A 19,681-nucleotide genomic window follows, 5' to 3' on the forward strand; every position below is an offset into this window, starting at 1 on the left:
TGCTAGTCACTCGACAGTTGGTCGATCTCCGGTAAATCAGTCGGCTCGCGGGGCAAATCAAAATGAAGACGCCGACCCGGCAGATACTGCCTTGCACCGCTGGATCTCGCGGCAAACGACTTTTTGCTGTGGGCTTGTCATTTGCTGCGGCCTTGTCGTTGGCAATCTGGACGGACATGGCAGCAGCCGACCAAGCGGCCAAAGTCCCCGCGCCGTCGCCGAGCAAGCTCGAACGTATCACCGAATTTTTCAACAATGAAGTTGCGACGGGGCGGTTGCCGGGCGCCGTCGTATTGATTCAGCAACACGGCAGACCGGTCTATCTGAAATGTTTCGGCGTTCAGGATGTCGAGACCAAGGCTCCGATGACATCAGATACGATCTTTGCGCTTCATTCGATGACGAAGCCAATCACCAGCGTCGCGGCGATGATGTTGATCGACGCAGGCAAGCTCTCGCCCGCCGATTCCGCGTCCAAATTCATTCCGGGGTTTGCTGACGCGAAGGTAGTTGTCGGTTCTGACACACTTGACGGCAAGAACGTTCTAACGCTTGTTCCGGCAGATCGGCCGGTGACCATTATGGATCTGCTACGCCATACGTCGGGCATCACGTACGATTATATCGGCGGCAAGCTGATCATGAAGGCCTATTCGGAATCAGGCCTTTTCGACGAGCGTTACACCAACAAGGTGTTTGCCGATCGCATCGCCAGATTGCCCCTGGCACGACAACCCGGCACGCTTTGGCGTTACGGACATTCAACCGACGTCCTCGGACGCATCATCGAGATCGTATCCGGGCAGACACTCTATCAGTTCGAGAAGCAGCACATCTTCGATCCGCTTGGCATGACCAGCACGAAATTCGTGCTGGAAAGTGCCGACGAACGCGCGCGGATGGCGGAGCCGCTGCCAAGCGATACCATACTGAAACTTGCGGAGACTGAACGCCGCGCCCATCCGGAATGGGAATCCGGCGGCGGCGGGCTGGTCTCAACACTAAACGACTATGCCCGTTTTGCCCAGATGATCCTCAACCGCGGGCAACTCGACGGCAAACGGTACCTTAGCCCGGCCGCATTCAAGTCGATGACGTCAGACCATATCGGGCCCGGCTCCGGCGTCGCGCGGGATTATTACTACTTTCCCGGAGATGGCTTTGGCTACGGCTATGGTTTTGCCGTGCGCACCGATCCGGGAAATGCCAAGCCGCCGCCGCCCGGGTCGATTGGCGAACTCAAATGGGACAGCGGCAGCGGCACCTATTTCGGTGTCGACCCGAAGCTGGACATGATCTACATCCTGCTGGAGCAGACCCAGAACGAACGTGGACGCATCATACCCGCGTTCAAGAAGCTGGTTTACGACGCGTTTGCCACGGACGAATGACCGGTGGCGTTGCGCTACGTCAAACCTTCGTCGGGAATATTCAACACCGTACCGCAGGCCTTGCAGTGAACCGCATCGCTGTCATGGCGCTGTAATCCGCAGGCGGGACAAGCAAACCGCACCTTGTTGGGCGAGAGCAGCGCGCGGGCAAGGTTGAAAAACAGGGTGACTCCGAAAATCATGATGACGACCGAGATCATTCGGCCGACAGTCCCGTGCAGGGTGATGTCGCCAAAGCCGGTCGTCGTCAGCGCCGTGACGGTGAAATAGAGCGCATCCGCATAGTTCGATATCTGAGGGTTACGGAATTTTTGCGTCTCATAGACGATCGCGGTCATCACGAAGATGAAAACCGCCAGATTGGTCACCGCGAAGATGACTTCCTCGTTGCGCCGGAAGAATGAACTGTCCTGGCGCAGCCTCACCAGCATCTGATAACCGCGCAGCAGCCGCAGCGTTCGCAGGATCCGCAGAAAACCACCGGCCTCTCCGGCCAGCGGCGCCAGGAACGAAATGATCGCTATGACATCCGTCCATGTCGAGAAGCGTGTGAACTCCAGCATTCGATGCCGGCTGACGAGCAGCCGCGCGGAAAAATCCGCCAGGATCACGATGCCAAACAGGACATCAAGTACTTCAGTGATATCGTTGGGGAGGAAAAACGACGTCGCGACGATGAACAGGACGGTTACGATATCGAACGTTAGTAGTGCGTAGCGAAAACGGACACCTTCCGGCGTTGCACCCTCGTAAAGCTGTCGGACATTGTTCTGGATTGAGGCAAATGACATGGCGCATATTCACCGCTCACATGCGTCATTGCAAATGATGTTGGTGGCGACCATGATAATTGCGTGCCAGCCCTCCTCCCACCAGACGTCACTTCCTGTTGGCCACCTCGCGCTCGATGAACGCGACCTCGGTGCCCTTCTTCAGGAGCTTTGCCAGTTTGTCGGCGTCCCAATTGGTGAGACGCACGCAGCCGTGAGATTCCGCCTTGCTTACCTTCGACGGATTGGCCGTGCCGTGAATGCCGTAGCCTTCCGCGGAAAGTCCGATCCACTGCGTTCCGACGGGGTTGTTCGGCCCGGGCTTGATCGTGAAGGCGCGCCTGGATCTGACTTCCTTGAACTTATAATCCGGGTTGTAGCGGTAGTGCGGGCGGGCATCGATCGAGGTCACCTTAAGTACGCCGCTCGGGGTCGGCTTTTCTTCGCTTCCGACGGTCGCGGGAAAGAAGGCGATCAGATCGGAATTCGCGAATGCCTTGACGGTCTGGGAGCTCTTATCGACCTCGACACGGGTTGCAGTTGGTTTCGTCTCGTTCGCCATCACATTGATTACCGAGATCGCCTGGTCGGCCTTGTCGAATTTCTTGCCGGGGTTGAGGGCCGCGAGCAGCGCCTCGCTCATGTGAAATTTCTCGGCGATGGCCTCGCGCGGGCTGGTGTAATCGAGCGCCTTCAGCCGTTTCATGTCTTCCATCCTGGCGGGCAGCTTCTTCAGGAACGGCCCCTTCACGTCTGCCGCTGCGATCTGGTAGTCGACGACGATGGCATCCGCGCTGGTCGCGATCAAAGCGCTCCAGACCTCCGGGGTCAGCGGCTGCTTGTTGACGATGAGGCCTTTGGCTTCGGCGAACGCCCGCAAGGCTTTCTGAGCGTTCTCGCCGAGCTTGCCGTCGATCTCGCCCGGCGAGAAATTAGCGCGGTCGAGCAGCACCTGGGCCTTGACGACAATGGGATCGATCTTGTCGTTGGCCGGCGGCTTGCCTCTGAACTCCGCGTTGTTGATGGCTGCCGCATCGGGGCCTGCGAGGGCCGGGTGGACAAGACAGGCGAGCACGGTCAGCCCGGCAAACAAGCGGATCATCGGCAATCTCCGAAATACAGACGATAAGCATTTCGGCGCGTCGGAGTTCCGTGTTGCCGTGGGGCCGCGCATGCGCGCGACCCATTGGCTCTATCCGGACTACATTCGCTTAATCCGGCCGGATCATCTCGAACATGTTTTCCGGCTTGATCTCGAAATAGTCGCCGCGGCGGCCGGCGCGGACGATGGGATGGGCGAGGCCGGTCTGGTAGACGCCATCCTTGATGAAGGCCTTGTCGATGTGGACGGCGACGACTTCGCCCAGCGTCAGCCAGGCCTGCGCCTTTTTTCCGTCCTTGCCCTGCAACTGGATGATCTGCGTCAGCTTGCATTCGAAGGCAACGGGGCTTTCCGCCACCCGGGGCACGTTGACGAGCTTGCAGGACGCGGCCGTAAGGCCTGCGAGCTTGAACTCATCGACATCAGGGGCAACGTGGGCCGCCGTCGCGTTCATCTGCTTCGCCAGATCCATCGTGGCGAGATTCCAGACGAACTCGCCGGTCTCCTGGATATTGCCCGCGCTGTCTTTCCAGTTGGTGGAGGAAAAGCCGATAATCGGCGGGTGATAGCAGAAGGCGTTGAAGAAGCTGTAAGGCGCCAGATTGACGTGGCCCTTGCCATCGCGCGAGGAAATCCACCCGATCGGGCGCGGCGCAATGATGGCGTTGAAGGGGTCGTGCTTGAGGCCGTGTCCGTTCTTCGGCTCGTAGAAATGCAGGTCTTTTGGGCTCTTGGCGTCCATTCCGGCTCGTCCTTCTTCGTCATTGCCTGCGACAAACGCGAAGCGTTTGCGCTAGGGAGCGCTTGCGACGAAGCAATCCATTTCACGGCACGCGGCGCGATGGATTGCTTCCGCCTTCGCTAAAGCTACGGCGGACAAGTCGCATCGCTCGCAACGACGGTGGAGTCAAGTGGCGAAGAGCTCAATTCGCCTTGGCGCGCGGCGAGAGGCCGGCAAGGACGAAATCGATCATTTCGTCGATCGTCGGGCCGGGCTTGGTGGCGCATTGCGCGATCATCTGCGGGTGGAAGAACCGCATCATCGCGGTGCAGGCGCAAAGCGAGGCCAGCTGCAAATCGGCAACCTCGAACTCGCCGGAGGCGGCGCCCTGCCCGATCACCTGGCCGATGGTCCGGGCAATCATCTCCATGTGAGCGACGCAGACGCCCCAGTCCTCCTGCATCGCGATCTCGACCATCTCATGCAGCTTGGAATCGCCGACATAGCGCTCGGTGTTCATGCGATTGATGGTCTTCATCATGTCGCGCAGACGGACTGCCGCGGGTCCGGGCATCGACGCGATCCGTTGCGCCTCGACCTCGACCTCGCTCATCAGGGTCCGCGCCACGCCCTCGTGAATCGCCTTCTTTGAATCGAAAAAGCGATAGACGTTGGCGGGGCTCATCCGCAATTCCTTGGCGATGTCGGCGACCGTCGTCTTCTGGTAGCCAATCTGCCTGAACAGACGCTCCGCCACCACGAGGATCTTCTCGCGGGTGTCAGTCTCGATGTGTTCCGAAATCAGCGTCATGTCAGCTCTCAATGTTCAATTATTCTGCGGCGTCGGCAAGCGGAATTGCGTGCGGACCCTTGGGATGCTCCTTGGCCTGATGTTGCGCCGCAAGATCGGGCTGCTCGGCCTGACCGCTTTCTTCCAGGCTCTTCCTGAACCACAGGGCGTAAAGGCCCGGCAGGTACAGCAAAGTCAGGAAGGTTGCAACGAACAAGCCGCCCATGATGGTGATGGCCATCGGCCCCCAGAAGGCGGAACGTGACAGCGGGATCATGGCCAGGATCGCCGCCAGCGCCGTCAGCACCACCGGCCGGGCGCGCCGGACGGTGGCTTCGACGATGGCTTCCTTCCGCGTCAGGCCCTGGGAAACGTCGGCTTCGATCTGATCGACCAGAATCACCGCGTTGCGCATGATCATGCCGGCCAGCGCGATCAGTCCGAGCAGCGCCACGAAGCCGAACGGCTGATTGGCAATGTTGAGGCCGAGCGAGGCGCCGACGATGCCGAGCGGCGCGGTCAGGAACACCAGGATCAGGCGCGAGAAGCTCTGCAACTGGATCATCAGCAGGGTGAGCATCACCAGCGCCATCAGCGGAAACAGCAGGGCGATCGAGGCGTTGCCCTTTTCGGATTCCTCGAACGCGCCGCCGGGCTCGATCCGGTAGGCCGGTTCGAGCTGGTCGCGGATTTCCGTCAGTTTCGGCCAGATCTGGTTGGTGACGTCGGGCGCCTGCACGCCGTCGACGACGTCGGTCCGCACCGTGATCGCCATATCGCGGTTGCGCCGCCACATGATCGGCTCCTCATGGGAATATTCGATCCTGGCAATCTGCTGCAGCGGCACGGCGACGCCATTGCGCGACGTCACGGTCAGCTCGCCGACGCGGCCGAGGTCGAGCCGTTCGGACGGCACCGCGCGCGCGACCACGCCGACCTTCTCGATGCCGTCGCGGATGGTGGTGACCGGCGCGCCCGAGATCAGCATGGCGAGCGCCTGCGAGACGTCCTGCGGGGTGAGGCCGAGCGCCCTCGCCCGGTCCTGATCGACCACGAGCTTCAGGTAAGGCGACTGCTCGTTCCAGTCGAGCTGTGGCTCCGTGACATTGGGATTTTGCTTCATGACATCGCGGACCTTGTAGGCGATGTCGCGTACGGTGTTGGGATCGGGGCCGATCACGCGGAACTGAACCGGGAAGCCGACCGGCGGGCCGAAATTGAAGCGGTCGATGCGAACGCGCGCTTCGGACAGTTCGCCCTCGGCGACCGCCTTCTCCAACCGCGCCTTGATCCGCTCCCGGGCCTCGACGTCCTTGGAGACGATCACGATCTCGGCAAAGGCCTCGTTGGGCAGTTGCGGATTGAGGCCGAGCCAGAAGCGTGGCGAGCCCTGACCGACATAGGCGGTGTAGGTCGCGATATCCTTGTCGTCCCTCAAGAGCGCCTCGGCCTTCTTGACGGACTTTTCCGTGACGTTGAAGGCGGTGCCTTCCGGCAGGCGTAGCTGCAGGAACAGCTCGGGCCGTTCGGAAAGCGGGAAGAATTGCTGCTGCACCTGGCCGAAGCCGACGATCGAGAGCGCGAACACGCCGACGGTCGCCGCCACTACCTTGATACGGTGGTCGACGCACCACTGCACCACGGCGCGCAGGCCCCGATACATCCGCGTCTCGTAGATCGCGTGCGGATCGTGGTTGTGGTGCACGGCGATATTAGGCAACAGCTTGACGCCGAGATAGGGCGTGAAGATCACCGCCACGAACCAGGACGCGACCAGCGAGATCGCCACGATCCAGAAGATGCCGCCGGCATATTCGCCGACCGCCGAATTGGCAAAGCCGATGGGGAGGAAGCCAGCGGCCGTGACCAGCGTCCCCGTGAGCATCGGAAACGCAGTTGATTCCCAGGCAAAGGACGCCGCGCGAACGCGGTCCCAGCCCTGTTCCATTTTTACCACCATCATCTCCACCGCGATGATGGCGTCGTCGACCAGCAGGCCGAGCGCGATGATTAGCGCGCCGAGCGTGATGCGGTGCAGGTCGATCGACATCGCGTTCATGACGATGAACACGATCGCGAGCACCAGCGGCACCGACATGGCGACGACGATTCCCGTCCGCCAGCCGAGCGCGACGAACGACACGAACAGCACGATCGCCAGCGCCTCGATGAAGGAATGAACGAACTCGCCGACAGCGCGCTCGACCACCTTTGGCTGGTCGGCGATTTGCTCGACCTCGATGCCCTGCGGCACCGCCTTCATGAAATCGTTAGTCGCCTTCTCGACTTCCTTGCCGAGCTCGAGGATGTTGGCGCCCTTGGTGGTGACGACGCCGATGCCGATCGCAGGCTTGCCTTCCTGGCGGGCGACGAAGGTCGGGGGATCGACGAAGCCGTGGGTGACGGTCGCGATATCGCCGAGCCGGAACACGCGGCCATTGCTTTCGACCGGGGTTTCCGCGACTGCCTTGGCGCCATCGAGTGCGCCGGTGACGCGCAGCGGCACGCGCTGCGAGGAAGTTTCCACCGTGCCAGCGGGCGTGACGTTGTTCTGCTTGGCGAGCGAATCGAATAGCGCCTGCGGCGTGATGCCGAGCGTTGCGAGCTTGGCATGGGAGAATTCGACGAAAATGCGCTCGTCCTGGGTGCCGTAAAGATTGACCTTGGTGACGCCGGAAACCTTCAACAGGCGCTGACGCATGCCTTCGGCGGCCTTCTTCAATTGCGCGTAATCGGCGCCGTCGCCGGTCATCATGTAGAGAATGGAATCGACGTCGGAGAATTCGTCGTTGACGTTCGGCCCGAGCAGCCCCGCGGGCAACTGGCCCTGCACGTCAGCGAGCTTCTTACGCAACAGATAAAACAGATAGGGCACGTCCTTCGGCGGCGTCGAATCCTTGAAGGTGACCTGCAGCGCCGTGAAAGAAGGCTTGGAATAGGTCTGCACCTTCTCGAAGAACGGCAGTTCCTGCAGCTTCTTCTCGATGGGGTCGGCCACCTGGGTCTGCATTTCCTGCGCGGTCGCGCCCGGCCAGATCGCAGAAACGTTCACCACCTTCACAGTGAAGAACGGGTCCTCGGCGCGGCCGAGCCGCTGGTAGGAGAAGTAACCGGCGACGCCGAGCGCGATCATCAGAAACAGGATCAGGGTCGGATGGCTCACCGCCCAGCCTGAGAGATTGAAGCGCTTCATTTCACTCTCCAACGATAATCCAATTGTTGCGGACTACACCGATTGAGACCGTCACTGCGAGGAGCGAAGCGACGAAGCAATCCATACTTCCTCGCGGCGACATGGAATGCTTCGCTACGCTCGCAATGACGGGACGTAACTAGAACGACAGCGACGAGACCACCCGGACCTTCTGGGCCGGATCGAGCTTCTGCACGCCGAGCGCAACCACCTTGGCGCCCTCGTTGACGCCGCCTGCGATGACGACGGAGTTGCTGTCGTAGGATTTCACGATGACCGGCTTCAGCGTTACCGCGCCGGAATCGTCGACGATATAGAGCGAGGGATTGCTGCCCTGGCTGAACAGCGCCGACAGCGGCAGTTTTGCCACGCGCTCGCTGGCGGCATCGGCAAGCGTCAGTGTGGCGGTCATGCCAAGCGAGACCTTGTCGTCGGCTTCCGGCAGCGAGAATTTGGCCAGATAGGTCCGCGTCGCCGGATCGGCGGAAGGCGCAATCTCGCGCAGCTTCGCGTTGTATTTCCTCTCCGAATCCGACCACAGCGTCACGGTGGCGGAGCCCGACTTGGCGCGGCCGACCAGCGTTTCAGGGATCGCGACCACGGCTTCCTTTTCGCCAAAGCGTGCGACGCGGACCGCAGTCTGGCCGGAGGCGACGACCTGGCCGGGATCGATCAGGGTCGCAGTGACGACGCCGCGGCTATCGGCCAGCAGCGTCGCATAAGACAGAGAATTCTTGGTGAGTTCGACCTGCCGCTCGGCACGATTAAGGCGTGCGCGCGCTTCATCGGCGGCGGCGCGGCTCTGATCCAGCTGCGCATCCGTGGTCCAGCCCTTGGCGCGCAGATCCTTGGCGCGCTGCTCGGCGGCGCCGGCCTGCGCCAGCACGCCGGTGGCGGCGCGGAATTCGGCCTCGGCCTGCTCGGCCTGCAGTTTCAGATCGACCTCATCGAGCGTGGCGAGCGGCTGACCGACATCCACGGTCTGGCCGACCTCGACCAGACGCCGGGCAACCTTGCCGGGGACGCGAAAACCCATATCGGTCTCGATTCGGGGACGGATGGTGCCGACGAAACTGCGTTCCGGCGTCTCGGCCGCATAGTGCACGGTGGCAACCAGAACCGGGCGCCCCGGGGCGGCCGTTTTGGCCGCCTTTTCGTTGCAGCCTGCCAGCACGAACACCGCGAACGCCAAAAAAGCTCCTGTCAAGAGCCTGTAATAGCTAGAGAAAATGGACCGGGCGAACATGGAACTCTCCATCGCGGAAACTGATGAAGAGTATTGAATGGTGACTGACGAATGTCAATATTCGTCATAGATCATGAATTCGTGAAGACGGATGAAGTTGAGAGGTAGTTGCTTCCCAAGGGAATTGGCTGCGGACCAGCCAGTTCTTAGCAGGGCACGCGAAACTCAAGCGTCCTCCCGCCGAACGCCGGGCTGGAACACTGCTCCACCGGGCCATGCGGCTTTCGCCTCGCCCGTCACCCGTGCATCAAGCACGTCGAGCTTTCTTGCGAGCCTTCTTTGCGGTGGCCTTCGTCGCGCTTCCCGCGGACTTGCTCGCCGACCTTGATTTCTGGTTGCTCGATTTCCTTGCGGCCGACCTTTTCGCCGTCTTCTTGGCGCTCCGCGCCTGTGCGGTTCGAGTCTTGGCGGCTCCGGCCTTCGCAGTTCGAGTCTTCGCAGTCCGAGACTTCGCACTTCGAGACTTGGCAGCTCCAGCTTTCGTGGCCCTGGCCGCCGGCACGCTGCGCCGTTGTTTCGTTGCGCGCCTCCGCCGTGCGGTCGCGGCTGCGGTCGGCGGCACCATCAGCGGATCGGACACGAGACCATCGGCAGCAAGCGGCACGTAGCCTGCCGCGCGCTCGTCGGCCTTGAACCCCGGCTCGTCGGCTTTCAGCGCCTGGCCGGCAGCTTCGGTCGCGGTGTTCGCAATCTCCTTCACCGTGTCGGTGAATTTCTCCAGAACCGATTTGTCCTTGCCCATGTCGCCCTCCCGGACTGTGGCACATGGGAACTAACCGATGAGGCGGAGTCGGGTTCCTGAACGCAAACCCTACTCCCCCAACTGAAAGCGCTCGAAGCGATCCAGCTCTTCCTCGATGCGCCGCTTGTAGTCCTTGCGCGCCGCCCTCACCGCGCCCTTGCCGACCCAACTCCATTTCTGCATCAGGAGTTTCTTGTTCTGGCGGTCGGTTTTGAGATCGATGGCGGCGACGATGTCTTCGCCGACCAGTACCGGTAGCGCGAAATAGCCGAATAGGCGCTTCTCCTTCGGCACATAGGCCTCGAAACGGTGGCCGTAGTCAAAGAACAGCTCGGTGCGCTTGCGCTGGATGATCAGTGGGTCGAACGGCGAGAGGATGTGCACCGGGCCCTCGCTTATATCCGCCGTCCCATTCGCCTCCAGCACTTCCGGCCGCGCCCAGTGCTCCTGCTTGCCTGCGCCTTCTAGCGCGACCGGCACCAGTTCCCTGCGCCGTACCCGCGCCTCGATCAGGCGCCGCACCGTGGGCTTGCTCGGCGCGTCGAGATGACAGACGGAATCCAGGCTGACGACGCCTTGGGAGCGAAGCGCGCGGTCGAGCAGGTAGGCGGTGATCTCAGCCGAGGGAGCCGGCCTCGGCGGCTTGTCCCAACCGAAATGCCGCGTCATCAGCTCATAGGTCTTGAGCATGCCGGTGCGTTCGGAGATCGTCACCTCGCCGGTGTAGAAGGCAAGCTGCAGCGCCCGTTTCGAGGGTTTTCGGCTCTGCCACAGATGCTCTTTCTCGGTCAGGATGTCATCCTCGATGTCGCGGATGGTGAGCGCGCCGTCGCGCCGCAACAGCCGCATCACCTTGCGGGTGTCCTCCGGCTTGACGGAGGCAAACCATGGGTGGCCTTCGCGCCGATGCTCTCGCATCGTCGGAACGAAGAAGCGAAAATCCTTCGCCGGCACATAGGACAGGGCATGGGTCCAGTATTCGAACACGCTCTTGTCGACGCTCTGCGCCTGGCGCAGGTCGGCGCGGGCGTAAGCCGGGATGCGGCTATAGAGAATGTGGTGATGGCAGCGCTCGATGACGTGGATGGTGTCGATCTGGACATAGCCGAGATGGTCCACCGCGGCCGCGACCGCCTGCGGTCCGGCGCCGAACGGTTCGCTGGTGTCGAGCCGTTGAGCGTGCAGCCAGATTCGCCGGGCTTCGAGCTTGGTCAGGGGATGGGGCTTAGTCGTGCGGGGCATCGCACGGCAATGTAGCGGGATTCGCGCGTGTGGGGAGTCCCGGGTTCCCTGACCGCCGCCTCGGCGCGAAATCACCTCACCGCTTCTGCTGCTCTCCGACGCTGCCGGTTGCGATCTCGGCCTCGCAGGAGGCGCGGCCGGGCTGCGGCGCATGGCATTTGTAGACATGGCCGGTGAGGCGATCGACCAGCCACGCGCTCTCTTCCGTCGGGCTTTCGAACCCGACATAGCGGCTGCCGAGCGAGTTGAGCAGCGTCGACAGCAAGATTGCAGCGGCGATCATCGCCGCGCCGATCAGTGTTGGCATTGAACTTCCGGAACCGGCTGGCTCCGATGCGCCGGTGCGATGACCGAGATACTCACGCTGACGTTTGACTGACTGTAACACCCGCCCCGCCCGTTTGGTTGCCCCGAACGAATTCTTCTTCAGATTTTTTGTGAGTAGTTTTGCTAGGCGCGCATCTGGCCGATTTGTTGTCCACAGATCGACGCTGGCGCGACGAGCCACTTTTTTCTTTTCCGAGTCAGCGGCGGGAAGCGATGGAGCGGCGCGCTATCCGGCGAAGCGTCGTTGCCACCTGCTCGGACCGTTCAGTCACGACAGCGTAGCTGGCGCCGCGACCCCCGGCGTTCACCGGCCCCGGCTTCGACATCGGGCAGCCTTTACCAATGTGATTTGAATCACATTGCCTGCTTTGAACCCGTCTTATCGTCGCAGCATCAAAACGTCATGCACGCCAGTTTGCAGGCGTTAACAGTGAGGATTACGACAATGACCCGCTTTCTCTCTATCATAACTATCGGCGCCGCGCTGTCGATGACGGCGGGGCTGGCCATCGCCGGCGACACCGTCTCGGCCGACAAGATCCTGGACGCTCTGAAGCCGAAGCCGGGCGCGACCCGCGGCCTTTCGACCGGCCCGCAGCAGCCGGTGGATGCTGCCGCAAAGGCCAAGGAAGTCGGCTTCGTCGACACCCTACGCAACCGCAAGACCCGGTCGCTGTCGCTCGGCGAGCGCCAGGAAATCGCGGAACTTGCCGCGAGCAAGCCGAAGATCGATCTCGAAATTCAGTTCGACTACAATTCGGCCGACATCAGCAAGAACTCGGTTTCCGCGGTGCAGGAACTCGGCAAGGCGCTCTCCGATTCGAGCCTGAAGGGTTCGACCTTCGTGGTCGCCGGTCATACCGACGCGATCGGCAGCGAGGCCTACAACCAGGATCTTTCCGAGCGCCGTGCCGATACGATCAAGAAGTACCTGACCGAGAAGTACGGCATCGCCGGTTCCAATCTCGTGACGGTCGGTTACGGCGAGACCAAGCCGAAGGATGCGAACGCGCCGATGGACCCTACCAACCGCCGCGTTCAGGTCGTCAACATGGATAGCAAGACCGCCTCCAAGTGAGATTTTGAAAGGTGAGGTCTTGAAAGCCGGTCCGCCTGCCGCCAGCGGCAGGCGGACCTCCCCGCAATCGCGAGAGGTCAAGAAAGCAATCGCGGATCAAGATGTGTCTGGAATTGATTGTTCGCGTTGCGATTGGCGTAACGGCCGCCTCAAATCCAGTTCTGGAAGATCATCAGGCGGCTGAACGTTGCCATCGAAGTCCCTACGAACGCGGCCGATATCGGCAACATTGCGGCAAAGCCGGCAAAGCCGATTGCGACATAGGCCCATAGCACCCAACCGGGCATGGCGCCGCGTTTTAAGGCATACACCAGCGCAAGGCTCGCCGTGGTCGCCGCCGGCAGATAGTAATAGATGAAGCCGAGCGTTCGCGGCAGCAACGCCCATGCGAGGTATGGGCCGAAATAGAAAGCCAGTATCAGGAAGGCATCGACGCGCCGCGTCACGATCCAGTCGCGCAGACAGATCGCGACCGCAATCAGCGCCGGCCACAGGATCAGAGGATTGCCGAGGAAGACCACGGCCGCGATATGGTCTTCGTCGATTTTATCGAAGAGATACCAGACCGGGCGCATCAGGAGCGGCCAGGACGGCCATGAACTCATGTAGGTGTGGCCCGCAATCGCACTCGTCGTGTTATCGCTGAAGATGCGCCGTTGCGCCTGCAGAATATCCGAAACCGACAGTCCATAAAGCGGAATGAAAGTGGCAAGATAAACGACGGCCGGCACCAGTACGAAGCAGACGGCGAAATGCCAGGCCTTGAAACCGGGCCAGAGATCGGGCCGGTACCAATCCGCCGACCGGGCATCCGCGAAGTGAGTGCGCCAGCTTTGCATCAAGCGGATCACGGCGACGATGGCGATGCAGACTGCGAGCGCGAACAGCCCGCTCCATTTGCAGCCGACCGACAGGCCAAAGCCGATCCCGGCAAGCGCGAACCACAGATGCGGCCGCTCTCTTCGAAAGCCATGCATGAATGCCGCGATGGCGAACAGGCCGAAAGCGAGCGCAAAAATATCCAGCATCGCGATCCGCGATTGGACGAACAGCATCTGATTGAAAAGGGCGAGCAGGCTCGCCGCAATCGCCGGGCTCTGGGCGGCGAACAGCGCCAGGCCGCACAGATACACCGCAACAACGGCGAGCGATCCGAACAGCACGGCCGGATAGCGCCAGCCCAGCGGTCCGTCCCCTAATGAATGGATCGACAGGGCGATGAACTGCTTGGCAAGCGGTGGATGCATCGGGTTGAGCATCGGCTCTCGCATCACCGGCTCAAGCATCTGCCGCGCCGCCGGGACGTAATGCACCTCGTCGAAATAGAATTTTTCCGGTGCGGTGACGCCGATCAGCATCGCGAAGTGCGCGAGAACAAAAAGAAGTCCCGCGGTGACGCCCGTGCGCATCATCGAATCGGACAGAACAGAAAATGATCGGGTTGTTGGCTTCACGGACGATCTGTCACAGAATTCAGGGACGAGATGACATTGCGGCGAAATCGAGTGTGATGGCTCCGGATTCTTAAGTCCATTGCATTGAAGGCGTTTTCGATTTCGCAACCACTAGCCCCGCAGGCGAGTAAGCCGCGCGAGTGATAATTCTGCCACATCGAAACGCGCGTGCGACCCGGCGCGATGTCGGGATAATCGACCGGCCTTAAATGAATTTCTGTAACTGCTTTTGTTCGCGGTCTGCAGTTGGCCTGGTTGTAGGTCCAGCGCGCACAAACGCGCGTCGGCGAAGCGGCCGTCGTCACGCGATGAGGTCTAACAGAGGCGTCGGGTGGGCAAAGGCGCGAGAGCGCTGTGCCCACCCGACGATTCCTGCATTCTTATCAGGCGGCGGCCGTGGCGGATTGCGCAGCGGTTGCGGCCGCGACATCCATCCACATCACTTCCCAATGGTGGCCGTCGGGATCTTCAAAACTGCGGCCGTACATGGAGCCGTAATCCTGTTTCGGGCCCGGATCGGCGCCACCGCCTGCGCCTTGCGCCTTGCTGACCATGTCGTCCACCGCCTCGCGGCTGTCGGCAGAAAGGCAGATCAGAACCTGGCTGGTGGCCTTGGCGTCGGCAATCTTCTTCGGGGTAAACTGGCGGTATTTGTCGTGCGTCAGCAGCATGACGTAGATGGTCTCGGAGAAGACCATGCAGGACGCCGTGTCATCGCAGAACTGCGGATTCTTTTCGCCGCCGATCGCCTGGTAGAAGGCGGTCGAGCGGGCGAGATCGCTGACAGGCAGATTGACGAAGATCATTTTAGCCATGATGGGCTCCTTTTCGCGGGGTTCGGACCCAGGACGAACGGACGGAGACAAGTCCGACATCCCGTTTCAAATTATTCTTCTGGCGGCGAGTTGGCGCGCGGTCACTGGAACCTGCCCGCTGATAGCCGCTACCTGCCCTTGAAGTCAGGCTTGCGCTTTTCCGCAAACGCCTTGACGCCTTCCTTGAGGTCGTCGCTGTCGCGCACGACGTCCAGCAGCCGGCGCACTTCGGCGACCGTTTCCAGGGGCCCCTTCGGCATCGCATCGCGGGCGAGCTTCTTGAGAGCCCGAACCACCAGCGGCGCATTCGCGGCGATTTTTGCGGCGATCCCCTGGGCGAGCACGACATGCTGCCCCTTTGGCGCGACCTTGTTGACGAAGCCAATCTGATAGGCCCGCTCCGCCGACATTTCCTCACCGACCAGGAGGAATTCCATGGCGATCTTGTGGGGCATGCGCGCCATCACCGAGGAGACACCGCCGGCGGTGGTGCCGATCTTGCCCTCGGGGTAGATGAAGCGCGTCGTCTCCGAGGCCACGCACATGTCGGCCATCTGCACCAGCACGAAGGCGCCGCCGACGACCCATCCCGAGGTCGCGGCAATGACCGGCTTGTCCAGCTCAACGCCCAAGCCGGGCACCGCGTGCCACATGTTGACAGGGAGATCGTTCACGTCGGCGCCGACCGAGAAATACGCCTCCTCGGACGAGGCGAGCACCGCCACGCGATCGTCGCTGTCGTGAAAACTCTGCCAGGCCTGCCGCAGTTCGTCGCATAAGGCGTTGTTGAGCGCGTTGTGCGAGGATCTACGATCCATCGTGATGGTGGCGACGTAGCCCGTGCTCTCGTAGCGAACAAGCTTCATGGGATTCTCTCAAGCGGCGGCGATGCCAGGTAACGTTGCAATCGTCACTTCTTCTCGGCGGGATCGCGGTGCACGGGATCGACCCACAACACGGTCTCCGGCTTTTCCACCGGCTCGATGTCGAGATTGATCGCCACCGCCTCGCCGTCAGAGCGCACCAGCACGCATTCCAGGACCTCGTCGCGGCTGGCATTGATCTCCTGGTGCGGCACGTAGGGCGGCACGAAGATGAAATCTCCGGGGCCGGCCTCGGCGGTGAACTGCAGATGTTCGCCCCAGCGCATCCGCGCCTTGCCCTTCACGACATAGATGATGCTTTCGAGATGGCCGTGGTGATGCGCGCCTGTCTTGGCGTCGGGCCGGATCGTCACCGTGCCCGCCCACAATTTCTGCGCGCCGACGCGGGCGAAATTGATCGCGGCCTTGCGATCCATGCCCGCGGTCGAGGGCACGTTGGGATCGAGCTGATTACCGGGAATCACGCGGACGCCGTCATGCTTCCAGCGCTCGTCGTGATCGTGGGAGTGATGTGAATGGGTGTGGTCATGCGTGCCGGTCATTGGGCGCCTTCTCGAAATATCGTTTGTCCCGAACGGTATCGAAATCCGGGGCCGCAAACCAGAGGATTAAGGGAGCCGGCGGCGCATAGGCGTCCCGGTTTTCGTCATGGCCGGGCGCACCCCGCCTATTCAACGCCGTCTGGACATCACATCCGGATTGACGACATTCGTCGGTGTTCCGGCGGCATAGGCAACGATCTGATCGAAGATATCCGTGAACTGGATTTCGTATTCGTCGCGCGAGACGTAGCCGAGATGCGGTGTGCAGACCACGTTGTCCATGTTCAGGAGCGGATCGTTGACGTCGCGGAGCGGCTCTTTTTCGTAGACGTCCACCGCTGCCATGCCAGGTCGTCCGGCGCGCATTGCGTTGACCAGCGCGTTCGGCTCGATCAGCGGCGCACGGCTGGTGTTGACCAGAAGCGCCGACGGCTTCATGCGCGCCAGATCTTCTGCTTTCACGATGCCGCGCGTGGCATCGACGAGCCGCATGTGCAGCGAAAGCACATCGCATCGTTCGAAGAAATCAGCCTTGCTTGCGGCAGTCTCGTATCCGTCGGCGCGGGCCTTCGCCCTGGCCGGTTCGCGCGCCCATACCAGCACGTTCATGCCGAACGCCTTGCCGTAACCCGCGACAACAGCACCGATCCGCCCATAGCCATAAATGCCGAGCGTCTTGCCACGCAGCGTGTGGCCGACGCCGATCTGCCATTTGCCGGCCTTGAGCGCCGCCATCTGCTGCGGAATGGCGCGCATCGCCGCCAGGATCAGACCCCAGGTGAATTCGGCGGTCGCATAGGACGGCGTATCGGCATGCTGGCTCGACGACACGACGATGCCGAGCCGGGTGCAGGTGTCGATGTCGATGTGCGGATAGACGCTGCGCTGGCTGATCAGTTTTAGCTTCGGCAAGCGTTCCAGCAGCGGCGTGCGAATCTGCGTCCGCTCCCGGATTAGCACCAGCGCTTCGGTATCGCGAAGCCGCTCCACCAGCGCATCAATATCTGGGACGTGGTCGTTCCAGATGGTGTCCGGCCAGCTTGCCGAAACAATCGAGAGTGCGCAGCGTGTCGAAATAGTCGTCGAGGATCGAGACCTTCACGATGCGCTCCCTCGTTCAGTGTGCGGCTACTTCACCGCCAGCAATTCGACGTCGAACATCAGCGTCGCATTCGGCGGAATGACGCCGCCGGCACCCCGCGCGCCGTAGCCGAGCGCGGGCGGAATGATCAGCGTGCGCTTGCCGCCGACGTTCATCGACGCGACGCCTTCGTCCCAGCCGGCGATCACCTGGCGCTGGCCGATCTTGAACTCGAACGGCTCGTTACGGTCGACGGAGGAATCGAACTTCTTGCCCTTCTGGCCGTTCTCGTAGAGCCAGCCGGTGTAATGCATGACGCAGGTCTGGCCGGTCTTGGGCGAGGCGCCGGTGCCGACCTTGCTGTCGATGATCTGCAAGCCTGAAGCTGTGGTCATGGGTTTTCCTGCGGTCTGGGCCGCTGCCATCCTGATGGCAGCGGGCGTTGAAACCGCGGCTGCCGCGGCGGCAACTGCGGTCCGGAAGATCGTGCGTCGCGAGAAGCGCATCTGTTGAACCTCTTTCTGGAGAGACGGAGCTTCTAGACGCTCAATAGCCCAGCGCGCAACCGTCCTTGCGGGGATCGGAACCGCCGGTCAGCGTGCCCTTATCCCAGTCGATCCAGATCGCCTGGCCGCCGCCGAGCGGACCGACCACGCTGGTGGTCTTGTGGCCGATCTTCTTCAGGCCTTCGACGATCTCGGCCGGCACGCTGTCCTCGAGCTGATAGACGCCTTCGTAGTGCAGGCCGCGCGGCATATCGATGGCTTCCTGCACATCGCAGCCATAGTCCAGCATATTGGTCAGCACATGGGTCTGTCCCACTGGCTGATACTGGCCGCCCATCACTCCGAACGGCATCACCGCGCGGCCGTTCTTGGTCGCGAGCGACGGGATGATGGTGTGCAGCGGCCGCTTGCCCGGCGCAATGCAGTTGGGATGACCGGGCTGGATCCGGAAACCGCCGGCGCGATTCTGCAGGAGGATGCCGGTGTTGTTGGAAACGATCGCCGAGCCAAAGGAATGCGCGATCGAATTGATGAACGAGCAGACGTTGCGGTCCTTGTCGACCACCGTGATGTAGACGGTCGATGGATTCATCGGCGGCGCGACGTTCGGCAGATCGAGCAGCCGGTCCATCCGGATGTTCTTGATGTGCTCGTCGGCGAATTCCTTGGCGAGGATTCCGGCGACATCGACATGAACATGCTGCGGATCGGCGACGTGCTGCTCTCGCATCATGTAGGCGATGCGCGCGGCTTCCGCCTCCAGATGGAAACGCTCGACGCTGAGCGGCGCGAATTTCGTCAGATTGAAGCGGGAGAGGATATTCAGCATCAACAGCATGGTGATGCCAGGACCGTTTGGCGGGCACTGCCAGACATCGTGGTCCTTGTACATCGTGCCGATCGGCGATGTCGTCTCGGTCGAATGTGCGGCGAAATCTTCCAAGGTGTGAAGGCCGCCGATGCCGAGCAAGGTCTCGACCATGTCCTCGGCGATCTCGCCGGTATAAAACGCATCGCGGCCATTCTTGGCGATCGCACGCAGGGTTTTGCCCAATTCGGGCTGGTGGATCACGTCGCCGGCAACGGCGGGCCTGCCGTGCGGCAGCAGATAGCGCTCGGTGTTGGTGCCGTTCTTCAGCTTGTCGAACTGGTTCTTCCAATCGAAAGCAATACGGGGCGCGACGACGTAGCCTTCCTCGGCAGCCTTGATCGCGGGCTGCAGAAGCGTGTCGAGTCCCATCTTGCCGTGGTCGCGTAGGATCGTCTCCCAGGCGTCGATCGCGCCGGGAATGCTCACCGCGTGCGCCGAGGTCAGCGGTACCGAATGGATCTTGCGTTCGAGGTACCATTCGGCCTTGGCCGCCATCGGCGCGCGGCCGGAACCATTATAGGCGACGATCTTGCCCTCGCCCTTGGGTTGGATCAGCGCGAAGCAATCGCCCCCGATACCGGTCGATTGCGGCTCGATGACGCCGAGCAGCGCGCAAGCCGCGACCGCGGCGTCCGCCGCCGTGCCACCCGCCCGCATCACGTCGATCGCGGTCAATGCGGCCTCAGGATGCGATGTTGCTACCATCGCGTTCTGGGCATGGACCGTCGAGCGGCCGGCGAAATGGAAATTCCTCATCGCGAGTGCTTTCTTTTCAGCGCTTCTTGAACATCCCGCGGAAGCATCGGGCGGGTTTACAGACGGTTCTTTGGCATATTCATCCCCGGCAGGGCAATGGCTGGCATGCCAATGGCACGTCAGGGGCAATGCGCGGAATATGCAGGGCTTTACGGGGTTTCCCCTGCGCA

General features: G+C 61.7%; 17 protein-coding genes and 1 pseudogene. 2 read left to right on the plus strand and 16 right to left on the minus strand.

Translation table 11 applies throughout. The features are described from left to right. Positions 1-176: 176 nt before the first annotated feature. Positions 177-1,391: a serine hydrolase domain-containing protein gene (locus CQ13_RS17330; protein ID WP_057844066.1), complete on the plus strand. Its 1,215-nt coding sequence runs from the start codon at positions 177-179 to the stop codon at positions 1,389-1,391. A gap of 14 nt (positions 1,392-1,405) precedes the next feature. On the opposite strand, the gene CQ13_RS17335 is transcribed toward CQ13_RS17330, so the two are convergent. From CQ13_RS17335 to CQ13_RS17375, 9 genes are all read right to left on the minus strand, one after another. Further along, positions 1,406-2,182 (minus strand): potassium channel family protein, encoded by a 777-nt coding sequence (locus tag CQ13_RS17335; RefSeq protein ID WP_057844067.1) that lies wholly within the window; start codon positions 2,180-2,182, stop codon positions 1,406-1,408. Between the two features lie 88 nt (positions 2,183-2,270). Then, positions 2,271-3,263 carry a L,D-transpeptidase family protein gene (locus CQ13_RS17340; RefSeq protein ID WP_057844068.1) on the minus strand — a complete coding sequence of 331 codons (993 nt, stop codon included), beginning with the start codon at positions 3,261-3,263 and terminating at the stop codon, positions 2,271-2,273. A 109-nt stretch (positions 3,264-3,372) separates the two neighbouring features. Continuing rightward, positions 3,373-4,005 (minus strand): flavin reductase family protein, encoded by a 633-nt coding sequence (locus CQ13_RS17345; RefSeq protein ID WP_057844069.1) that lies wholly within the window; start codon positions 4,003-4,005, stop codon positions 3,373-3,375. 181 nt (positions 4,006-4,186) lie between these two features. Further along, complete coding sequence (locus tag CQ13_RS17350) at positions 4,187-4,795, minus strand: TetR/AcrR family transcriptional regulator (RefSeq protein ID WP_057844070.1); 609 nt, start codon at positions 4,793-4,795, stop codon at positions 4,187-4,189. 19 nt (positions 4,796-4,814) lie between these two features. Beyond that, the gene (locus tag CQ13_RS17355) at positions 4,815-7,967 is read right to left on the minus strand and encodes an efflux RND transporter permease subunit (protein WP_057844071.1); all 3,153 of its coding nucleotides are present in this window, start codon (positions 7,965-7,967) and stop codon (positions 4,815-4,817) included. 139 nt (positions 7,968-8,106) lie between these two features. Beyond that, positions 8,107-9,213, minus strand: coding sequence for an efflux RND transporter periplasmic adaptor subunit (locus CQ13_RS17360; protein ID WP_057844141.1), 1,107 nt, complete (start codon positions 9,211-9,213; stop codon positions 8,107-8,109). Between the two features lie 247 nt (positions 9,214-9,460). Beyond that, the gene (locus CQ13_RS17365) at positions 9,461-9,955 is read right to left on the minus strand and encodes a hypothetical protein (RefSeq protein ID WP_057844072.1); all 495 of its coding nucleotides are present in this window, start codon (positions 9,953-9,955) and stop codon (positions 9,461-9,463) included. Positions 9,956-10,024: 69 nt separating this feature from the next. Next, positions 10,025-11,197, minus strand: coding sequence for a winged helix-turn-helix domain-containing protein (locus CQ13_RS17370; protein WP_057844073.1), 1,173 nt, complete (start codon positions 11,195-11,197; stop codon positions 10,025-10,027). Between the two features lie 76 nt (positions 11,198-11,273). After that, the gene (locus CQ13_RS17375; protein WP_057844074.1) at positions 11,274-11,504 is read right to left on the minus strand and encodes a hypothetical protein; all 231 of its coding nucleotides are present in this window, start codon (positions 11,502-11,504) and stop codon (positions 11,274-11,276) included. A gap of 465 nt (positions 11,505-11,969) precedes the next feature. On the opposite strand from CQ13_RS17375, the gene CQ13_RS17380 reads away from it, so the two are divergent. Further along, the gene (locus CQ13_RS17380) at positions 11,970-12,602 is read left to right on the plus strand and encodes an OmpA family protein (RefSeq protein ID WP_057844075.1); all 633 of its coding nucleotides are present in this window, start codon (positions 11,970-11,972) and stop codon (positions 12,600-12,602) included. A gap of 149 nt (positions 12,603-12,751) precedes the next feature. On the opposite strand, the gene CQ13_RS17385 is transcribed toward CQ13_RS17380, so the two are convergent. The 7 genes and pseudogenes from CQ13_RS17385 to ggt form a co-directional block, all read right to left on the minus strand. Further along, entirely contained in the window at positions 12,752-14,011 is a 1,260-nt protein-coding gene (locus CQ13_RS17385) for a phospholipid carrier-dependent glycosyltransferase (protein ID WP_430649693.1), read from the minus strand. 428 nt (positions 14,012-14,439) lie between these two features. Next, a complete protein-coding gene (locus CQ13_RS17390; protein ID WP_057844077.1) occupies positions 14,440-14,871 on the minus strand; it encodes a VOC family protein in 432 nt (143 codons plus the stop codon). Positions 14,872-14,999: 128 nt separating this feature from the next. Next, positions 15,000-15,737, minus strand: a complete 738-nt coding sequence (locus CQ13_RS17395) for an enoyl-CoA hydratase/isomerase family protein (RefSeq protein ID WP_057844078.1) — start codon at positions 15,735-15,737, stop codon at positions 15,000-15,002. 44 nt (positions 15,738-15,781) lie between these two features. Next, positions 15,782-16,297: a cupin domain-containing protein gene (locus CQ13_RS17400; protein WP_028349528.1), complete on the minus strand. Its 516-nt coding sequence runs from the start codon at positions 16,295-16,297 to the stop codon at positions 15,782-15,784. 129 nt (positions 16,298-16,426) lie between these two features. Continuing rightward, a pseudogene (locus CQ13_RS17405) lies at positions 16,427-17,399 on the minus strand (D-2-hydroxyacid dehydrogenase family protein). Positions 17,400-17,425: 26 nt separating this feature from the next. Further along, positions 17,426-17,884 (minus strand): FKBP-type peptidyl-prolyl cis-trans isomerase, encoded by a 459-nt coding sequence (locus CQ13_RS17410; protein ID WP_245309207.1) that lies wholly within the window; start codon positions 17,882-17,884, stop codon positions 17,426-17,428. Positions 17,885-17,924: 40 nt separating this feature from the next. Beyond that, the gene (gene ggt / locus CQ13_RS17415) at positions 17,925-19,511 is read right to left on the minus strand and encodes a gamma-glutamyltransferase (protein ID WP_057844080.1); all 1,587 of its coding nucleotides are present in this window, start codon (positions 19,509-19,511) and stop codon (positions 17,925-17,927) included. Positions 19,512-19,681 lie beyond the last annotated feature (170 nt).

The sequence above is a fragment of the Bradyrhizobium retamae genome (assembly GCF_001440415.1).
In the GTDB taxonomy this organism is placed as follows: domain Bacteria; phylum Pseudomonadota; class Alphaproteobacteria; order Rhizobiales; family Xanthobacteraceae; genus Bradyrhizobium; species Bradyrhizobium retamae.

Excerpts from the sequence above, each read along its gene's own strand:
- CQ13_RS17375 (WP_057844074.1), bottom strand. The coding sequence starts at position 11,504 with ATGCCAACACTGATCGGCGCGGCGATGATCGCCGCTGCAATCTTGCTG.
- CQ13_RS17340 (WP_057844068.1), bottom strand. The coding sequence starts at position 3,263 with ATGATCCGCTTGTTTGCCGGGCTGACCGTGCTCGCCTGTCTTGTCCAC.
- CQ13_RS17400 (WP_028349528.1), bottom strand. The coding sequence starts at position 16,297 with ATGACCGGCACGCATGACCACACCCATTCACATCACTCCCACGATCAC.
- CQ13_RS17380 (WP_057844075.1), top strand. The coding sequence starts at position 11,970 with ATGACCCGCTTTCTCTCTATCATAACTATCGGCGCCGCGCTGTCGATG.
- CQ13_RS17410 (WP_245309207.1), bottom strand. The coding sequence starts at position 17,884 with ATGCGCTTCTCGCGACGCACGATCTTCCGGACCGCAGTTGCCGCCGCG.
- CQ13_RS17355 (WP_057844071.1), bottom strand. The coding sequence starts at position 7,967 with ATGAAGCGCTTCAATCTCTCAGGCTGGGCGGTGAGCCATCCGACCCTG.
- CQ13_RS17395 (WP_057844078.1), bottom strand. The coding sequence starts at position 15,737 with ATGAAGCTTGTTCGCTACGAGAGCACGGGCTACGTCGCCACCATCACG.
- ggt (WP_057844080.1), bottom strand. The coding sequence starts at position 19,511 with ATGAGGAATTTCCATTTCGCCGGCCGCTCGACGGTCCATGCCCAGAAC.
- CQ13_RS17350 (WP_057844070.1), bottom strand. The coding sequence starts at position 4,795 with ATGACGCTGATTTCGGAACACATCGAGACTGACACCCGCGAGAAGATC.
- CQ13_RS17385 (WP_430649693.1), bottom strand. The coding sequence starts at position 14,011 with ATGCGCACGGGCGTCACCGCGGGACTTCTTTTTGTTCTCGCGCACTTC.
- CQ13_RS17370 (WP_057844073.1), bottom strand. The coding sequence starts at position 11,197 with ATGCCCCGCACGACTAAGCCCCATCCCCTGACCAAGCTCGAAGCCCGG.
- CQ13_RS17390 (WP_057844077.1), bottom strand. The coding sequence starts at position 14,871 with ATGGCTAAAATGATCTTCGTCAATCTGCCTGTCAGCGATCTCGCCCGC.
- CQ13_RS17345 (WP_057844069.1), bottom strand. The coding sequence starts at position 4,005 with ATGGACGCCAAGAGCCCAAAAGACCTGCATTTCTACGAGCCGAAGAAC.
- CQ13_RS17330 (WP_057844066.1), top strand. The coding sequence starts at position 177 with ATGGCAGCAGCCGACCAAGCGGCCAAAGTCCCCGCGCCGTCGCCGAGC.
- CQ13_RS17360 (WP_057844141.1), bottom strand. The coding sequence starts at position 9,213 with ATGTTCGCCCGGTCCATTTTCTCTAGCTATTACAGGCTCTTGACAGGA.
- CQ13_RS17365 (WP_057844072.1), bottom strand. The coding sequence starts at position 9,955 with ATGGGCAAGGACAAATCGGTTCTGGAGAAATTCACCGACACGGTGAAG.
- CQ13_RS17335 (WP_057844067.1), bottom strand. The coding sequence starts at position 2,182 with ATGTCATTTGCCTCAATCCAGAACAATGTCCGACAGCTTTACGAGGGT.